Source organism: Actinomycetota bacterium (assembly GCA_036280995.1).
Lineage (GTDB): Bacteria > Actinomycetota > CALGFH01 > CALGFH01 > CALGFH01 > CALGFH01.
On sequence record DASUPQ010000284.1, the window covers coordinates 1 to 7,072 of the forward strand.

Below are 7,072 nucleotides of genomic sequence, written 5' to 3' on the forward strand. Positions count from 1 at the left end.
TCGCAGCGGCTCGATGATCGGGACTGCCCGACGCCGACGACCCTTGGTCGTCTTGGTGACGAGGCCGCCGCGGCCCGGATACGTCTGACGGACAACGTGCAGCAAACCGCGGTTCAGATCGATGTCGCCCACAAGGAGCCCGGAAACCTCGCTGATCCGTAGGGCAGTCGTGGCGAGGATCGTGACGATGTCGCCGTACGACGGATGGTCGCCCGCCTCGATCACCCGGGCGACCAGCCGTTCCAGCGAGGCGACATCGGGCAGCGCCAGGTCTCGCGGACTGTCGGACTCGCCGGCTGCGGCAGAGCGGCCGGCGGTGCGGCGCCGGGCTCGGTCCTTGGCCGGGTTGCGGACGATGATCCCATCGCGCACCGCTTCGTCCAACACCAGCACGAGGGCTGCAACGGTGTTCTTGACCGTCGAGCGGCCGTAGCTCTGCTCCCAATCGTCGATCGCCCGGTCGACGAGCCCGGTGCTGATCATCGTGACTGGAAGGTGCCCCAAGGTCGGCACCACACGATGCTTCAGGCCTGCGGCGTAGGGGTCGTACGTCGACGTCGGATCGATACCGCGGGTCCAGCGGTCACCGATGCCTTCGATGTAGCTGGCCAACGTCTGCCCCGAGTCGACGCCCGTCCGAGTGACCCGCTGCATCCGCTCGACCCAGGCTTCCGCGGCCTCTCGGCTCGCATGGCTGCGCTTGAGCCCCGCCCGTTGGTGAGATAGTGGATCGGTCCACCGCACGCGGGCCCAGTACCGCGTGCCACGGGCGCCGGCGTGCTCCTCGATGTCGACGGTGAGCCGTACACCGAGTGGCGGAAGTATGTGGCCGCCCGCAGCCATGCCAACTACGCTGCCACAGCCTGTCAACTACCCGTACAGCCCGTGCGTGCCGGTCCGGTCCCAGGCGGAACCTGACGTGCCGGCGCAGTCCGGCTCGTCCAAGAGGCTCGTGACCTAACTGTTATCGAGGATCACCTGGGGGTCCGATGTCAGACGTTGGCGAGCTGGGTCTGCAGTGGCGGGACAGCCGTTCCGGGGATTGAACCGGCGCACCGGCCGGCGCCGGCGAACGTACCGCAGGCGAAGGACACCGACGCCCCCTTTGAGCCGCACCCGGTATTGGGCAACGCCTTGGTCACGAGGCCGACTTGGAGGCGATCCGTGTCGATGGACTCAGCCGGTCGGGCCGCGTCGGTGACCATCGCTGTCATGTCACGAGTGCGCAATCAGCGACCCATCCCCGTGGAGCGACTCGCAACCGTCACCCGAGCGATGCAACCTCGAGTGCAGCCTTCACCCGGACGGTGCAACCTTCGCCCGGACAGGACACCTGCTGTTGTTGGCAGGGCACACGGTCGGTCGCAACGGAGCGTGATCGAGACGGGCACAGACCCGTGAATAACCCGCGTGAAGGCAGGGGTGACCGTCCGGCCTGGTGACCCCAGGTCGGGGTGAGAGGTGGCCGCGTCGGGCTCAGGCGGCGGGGTCGAGAATGACGGTGTGGCCGAGTCGTTCCAGCTGGGCGACCAGCCGGCGGGTGTGGGCCTGGTCGTCGCGGCGGCGCAGCCAGTCCACGCCGAGGTCGTGGTAGGGCTCGTCGCGCAGCAGCATGTGGTAGGCGCAGACCAGGATCGAGTGCCCGACCGCCATATTGGCCCGGCCGGCGCCGCGGCGGGCGGTGAGCCGGGCGTGCTGGGCGGTCAGGTAGTTGTCCTTGCTGCGGGCCACCGATCCGGCGGCCTCCACCAGCATCGCGGCCAGCCACTTGTTGCCCTTGCGTGTCCCCGCCGGCCTGCGGCGGCCGGCGGACTCACGCATGGCGGGCGCCACCCCGGCCCAGGCTGCCAGGTGCGCGGCGGAGGGGAACTGCGTCATGTCGCCGCCGGTCTCGGCGATGATCACCTGCGCGACCTTGACCCCGACGCCGGGGATGGTCTGCAGCAGCTCGATCTGGTGCGCCCACGGCCGGCAGGCCTCCGCGATCGTCTGGTCCAGCTCGGCGATCGCCCGCTCCACGTGGTCCAGCCGGTGCAGCAGGGCGGCCGCCAGCCGGGCGTGGTCGGCGTCGAAGTTCCCGGTCAGGGCCTCGGTGAGGGCCGGGATCTTGGCCCGCATCCTCCCCTTTGCCATCTCGGCCAGCACCCGCGGGTCGCGTTCGCCGGCGATCATCGCGGCCAGCATCGTGCGCGCCGACACCGTGGTCAGGCTGGACGCCACCGCCGAAATCTTGATGCTGGCGTCCTCCAGCATCTGCTCCAGCCGGGTGGTGTCGCGGGTGCGGTCCCCGTACAGCTGCATCCGGTACCGGGTCAGCATCCGCAGGTGCCGGATCGGTGGTGGCGGCACGAACGAGGGCGCCAGCAGCCCGTGCTCGAGCAGCTGCGCGATCCACTCGGCGTCTTTGACGTCGCTCTTCCGACCGGGGACCGCCTTCATGTGCGCGGCGTTGACCAGCCAGGTCTGCATCCGCTCCTCCAGGCAGTACAGCACCGGCTTCCAGTACGTCGAGGTGGACTCCATCGCGGCCAGCGTGACGCCCTCCGCGACCAGCCAGTCCGCCATCACCTGCAGCGACCGGCTCATCGTGGCGAACGTCCGGGTCTGGCTGACCCGGCGCCGCCTCGGTCCCGGGGTGCGCACGCACACCGTCACCGACTTCTTGCTGACGTCGAGCCCGGCCACCCGGTCGAACAGCACCTCCATCGCGACCACTCCTTCCGGTCCATGATCGATCGCGACCGTCGCCCGGAGGATCCTCTGGTCAGGACACAGACCCTCGCGCTCGCAGCAGCACTCCAACACACCCGAGAACCCCGCGTCAGACACCTCTACGGGCTCACCCGCACCAGTGTGAGTCGACGTCGCCGGGCGACCCCACCATTCTCATCACCCGGCACGGGAGGGCGTAGCCGTCCCAGGGCGGGCACACCTCTTGCACCCGTGTTACCGAACTTGATTGTTGCGTATGACGCAACCGGATTGGCCGTTGGTTCTCCGCGCGCGTTGCCCCCTTGAGGTGCGTGTCGGACCGGCGGCCGCGGACCGCACACCGGGCCTGGTCGACCGCCGGTTCCGGGTCGAGGCGCCGAACCGACTGCGCGTCGCGACTGCAACTGTGCCCCTGATGTCGTCGACGTGGGCGGGCGCGGGCCGGCGCATCGGCGGCCACTGGTTCGGTCGGGAGGCCGATCGGGCCCGGGGGGTGCGGCTACTGGTAGCTGACGAAGCTGACCGGTGGGCGGAGCCGCAGCACCTCGGCCGGGTGGAACATGTCGATGTCCTCGTCGAGGAACAGCTTGAAGCCGATCTCGAACCGGTCCGGTCGCACCACCCGGCGGTAGGTCGCGAGCTTGTCCGCCCGGGCGCCGAACCCGTCGACGTGCTGCACCATCGCCAGCTGCGGGCGGGCACGCACCGCGCCGATCCGGCGCACCATGCCCGGCTGGAACTGGTGCACCACGAACACCTTCTGCGGCAGCCTCCGGTCCGCGACCAGGTCGGCCAGCCACGCCGAGACCCGGTTGATCTCGGCCGCGTCGACCTGGCCGATGGTGCGGCCCGGCATCTCCCCCGGCGGCATCCGCCATTCCGGGTCCAGCGCCAGGCCGACCCACGGCTCCCGCAGCGCCCACTCCCACCGTGTCGCGGCGGTCAGGAAGTCGGTGCGGCCGGGCTGGATGTCGAGCACCAGCAGCGCCCGGTTCCGCCGCGCCGCCTCGACGTACCGCCGCACCTGTTCGCGCGCGATGTGGTGGCTGTAGTCGCCGTCCGGGCCCGGGTGGCCGTCGGCGACGGTGACGATCAGCTCGTAGACGATCTGTACCCGGCGCCCCGACACGGCGTACGGCGCGGCGGTCCGGCGCAGTACCTGCGCGATGCGCTCCGGGGTGTCCTCGCCGAGCACGCCCAGCGACCCGGTGCCGGCGGTGCCGTAGTAGGCGACCAGGAAGTGCTCGGGAAAGATGCGTCGCCCACCCATCGGCAGCCGCGACGCCCGGGTCGGGGACGCCGTGGCGGTCGGAGCCGGGGCGGTCGGAGCCGGGGCGGTCGACGGCGGCCGGTAGGAGGGGCTCACCGCCGTGGCCGGCGGGGAGTCAGCCAGCGGCGACGGCTCGGGTGACCGCACCGCCTGCGCCGCCGCCACACCGATCACCACCGCGGCGGCGGTCAGCACCAACAGCCGGAGCGTCCGGTGTCTCATCCCCGCACCATAGGCCGAGTCCTCGACGAGATCGCCGACCGTCACGTGCCGCGCCACCTCGACCGGCACGAGGTCCGCTCACCCGGACCGGGAACCCACCGCCAGCTGCGGCACCGCTGGACCTCGGCTGCTCGCGTTGCACGATCGAGGGCGGCCTGATGGAAAAGGCTCACAGGCACCGCCATCCGATCAGCCGTTCGTGACCTCAGTTACCCGCGGGGCCCCGATCCGCCGGGAACTCGTTCGGCTCCGACCAGGATGGAGGGGTCTGGTCCCGGGGCGGCTCGGCCCACGAGCAGCCATACCGGCCGGCACCGCGAACCAGACTGATCGGCTCGGCATGTCGCAGAACGGGGCAGCCGCTGGAGCACTGCGACCACTCCGGAGGCCGCCGGTCTTCATCGAGGGCTCGGGGCGGCGGGGCGGGAAGGGGTGATCCCAGCCGAGCAGGCCTCGCGATCTTGACGAATCCGCAGGGCACTGGCGAACGCTGGCTGTGGCCGGACCGGCCACGCCCGCCGTGAGCGCGCCCGCCGGCACGCCATGGCTGTGTCGCAGACAGCTCAGTCCGGCCGGTCCCCCAGGGTGCGCTCGGCAGCCGGCTGCCGTGCACCCGGTTGGCACCCGCTGAGGCTGAGCCGTACGGCCTGCTCGAGGCTGTCGTGGATGGGCAGGACCTGATCCAGGCCGGTGATCTGCAGCATCTTCGACACCGCGCGTTGGGGCCCCACCAGCCGCATCGACCCGCCGGTCGATGACGCCTGGCGCCAACCGCTCACCAGCACGGCCAAGCCGGTCGAGTCAATGAAGGTGAGCCGAGTCAGATCCACCACGAAGTGCGGTGAGCCGGCCTGACTCAGCAGGGCAGTCAGCCGGGGGGCCTCGGCCATGTCGATCTCGCCGACCAACTCGAGAACCGTGCACCCGCCAGAGTCGCTCCAGTGCGCAGACATGCCCGCACCCTCAACGGCCGGGTCGGGTCGGGCGGCAAGATGGCGGTCGCCGTCGGCCCCGGGTGGCAGACCATCAGCAGGCATCGCGATCACCGCGCATCGTTGGGCTGGTGTCGGTTGGCTCGGACCGGTGACGACTCGACCAGCGGCATAGGAGCAGATCGTGCGATTCCCGGCAAAAGGACGCGCAGCCGCCAGCAGCCACCACCTCAGGGACAGCACTCATCTCGGCATCTATCGAGAGCCAAGATACATCGTCGGCGAGTCGGCAGCCGGTGCGGGCCGTCCGTGCTGCCGGTGTACTGCGCAGGTCTTTGTCGTGCCGTACTCGGCGACCGCCACTGGCCCCACCTGTTGGCGGTGCTCCCCGGACCCGGCGGCGGACGGCTCGGGTGCGGGTGGCGCGGTAACCACGCCGCTTCGAGCGGGCCGGTTACGTGCGAGCGCGTCCGGTTCGGTGACCTTCCTTGCATGCGCCAAACCGAAAACGCAACTCACAACCGTTACAGCGGCACCCATCCGAAGAACCGCCGAACCGCGGGTGCCCAGTCGACGACGGTGCCGTCATCGTCGGGGAACCGACCGCGCAGGGAGACCCGCACATCGCAGGGCTTCTGCATGCATGCCCGTGGGATCGAGAACCGGACCCGGTCGGGCCCGGTCGCGTCGGCGCTGATGCGCAGACCCGCGCAGTCGACGTGTTGCCCGGTCCCGTGGAAGGTGTTGACCCGGCGCAGCTCGATCGCGTCGGAGTTGGGTATCGCCACGCTGCGGTACTCGGGACCGGGATTGTCCGCGACGGTGTCGACCCACAAGGCGACACGGTCGTCGAAGTCCAGGTCACCGACCTCTGTCGTGACGATCACCCGGTTGCCCGCTGGGCCGCCGTTGTTCACGCGTACCAGGTCGATGTCGGAGGACGATCCGCCGGTGTCGCCGACGGCATCGTGGAACTCCCTCACGTCGGCGTGGGCCGGTGCCGACACGATCATGGTGGACATCACCACGGCGGCTGCCGAGGCCGCGACGACTCCACAGTGATATGCGCGCATCGTGAATCCTCCGGGCGCGACGATCGGTGTTTCCCATGATAGGTGGATCGGGCGTGGATCGGGCGGCGGTGTCAGTCGGTCCGCTACCCGGTACCGGCTGTCCCAGATCCCCCCGCCGTCCGACCGCAGATGGCCAGCATGAGGGCCGGCAGGCTGGCGGGCCAGGGCGATCGACGGCAGCTTCGATCCCCGGATCACGCGGTGGATCGCGCAGCCGCCACCCGGTCTGCGGCGCGTTAGCGACCCGGACTGGCGGAGCCGGCGTCGGCTGCTCACCGGCCGGGAACGCCTTGACCACAAGCGATTCGCCGACACGTGGAACGGCTGCCTCGACACCCGACCCATCCGGCCAGATCCTCACCGCCTGCAGGCCAACCGCCACTCCCAAGTCCGAGCCTGGTGAGGTGATTGTGTCGGCTGGCCGCGGGGAGGGACAATGACCCCGGACTCGGCGGCGCGGGCGCCGGCACCGGCCCAGGCCGGGTCGCTGGTAGGGATGCCACATGTCTCGGCGATCGGTGAGCCGCGTTGGATGTCTCGCGGCGTACGCAGTGGTGTGGACCGGTGTCGTCGCCGGCTGGGCCGGGTGGCCCGCCGCGGCGGGCGTGCCGGGGGTGGCGGGCGACATCAACGCCGACGGGCACGCCGACGTGGCGGTCGGTGAGCCGTTCGATGCCGACCTGGCCGGCGCGGTGCACGTGTTCTACGGCACGGTGGGCGGTCTGGTCGCCGACGCGTCCGGGACTGCCCGGGACGACCAGCTGTTCACCCAAGACACCCCCGGGGTTCCCGGTGTCGGCGAGGTCGGTGACGCTTTCGGCGAGAGCACTGTCACGGCCGATTTCGACGCCGATGGCCGGGCC

General features: G+C 70.6%; 6 protein-coding genes. 1 reads left to right on the forward strand and 5 read right to left on the reverse strand.

Translation table 11 applies throughout. The features are described from left to right. The 5 genes from VF468_09550 to VF468_09570 form a co-directional block, all read right to left on the reverse strand. Nucleotides 1–843 (reverse strand): site-specific integrase (locus VF468_09550; GenBank protein ID HEX5878552.1); only part of this gene is annotated, 843 nt, incomplete at its 3' end. Between the two features lie 633 nt (nt 844–1,476). Further along, nucleotides 1,477–2,706, reverse strand: coding sequence for an IS110 family transposase (locus VF468_09555; GenBank protein ID HEX5878553.1), 1,230 nt, complete (start codon nt 2,704–2,706; stop codon nt 1,477–1,479). 505 nt (nt 2,707–3,211) lie between these two features. Further along, complete coding sequence (locus VF468_09560) at nt 3,212–4,204, reverse strand: hypothetical protein (GenBank protein ID HEX5878554.1); 993 nt, start codon at nt 4,202–4,204, stop codon at nt 3,212–3,214. Nucleotides 4,205–4,767: 563 nt separating this feature from the next. Beyond that, nucleotides 4,768–5,241: an STAS domain-containing protein gene (locus tag VF468_09565; protein ID HEX5878555.1), complete on the reverse strand. Its 474-nt coding sequence runs from the start codon at nt 5,239–5,241 to the stop codon at nt 4,768–4,770. Nucleotides 5,242–5,660: 419 nt separating this feature from the next. Beyond that, complete coding sequence (locus tag VF468_09570) at nt 5,661–6,407, reverse strand: hypothetical protein (protein HEX5878556.1); 747 nt, start codon at nt 6,405–6,407, stop codon at nt 5,661–5,663. 416 nt (nt 6,408–6,823) lie between these two features. On the opposite strand from VF468_09570, the gene VF468_09575 reads away from it, so the two are divergent. After that, nucleotides 6,824–7,072: FG-GAP repeat protein (locus VF468_09575; protein ID HEX5878557.1), on the forward strand; the 249-nt coding region annotated here is incomplete at its 3' end.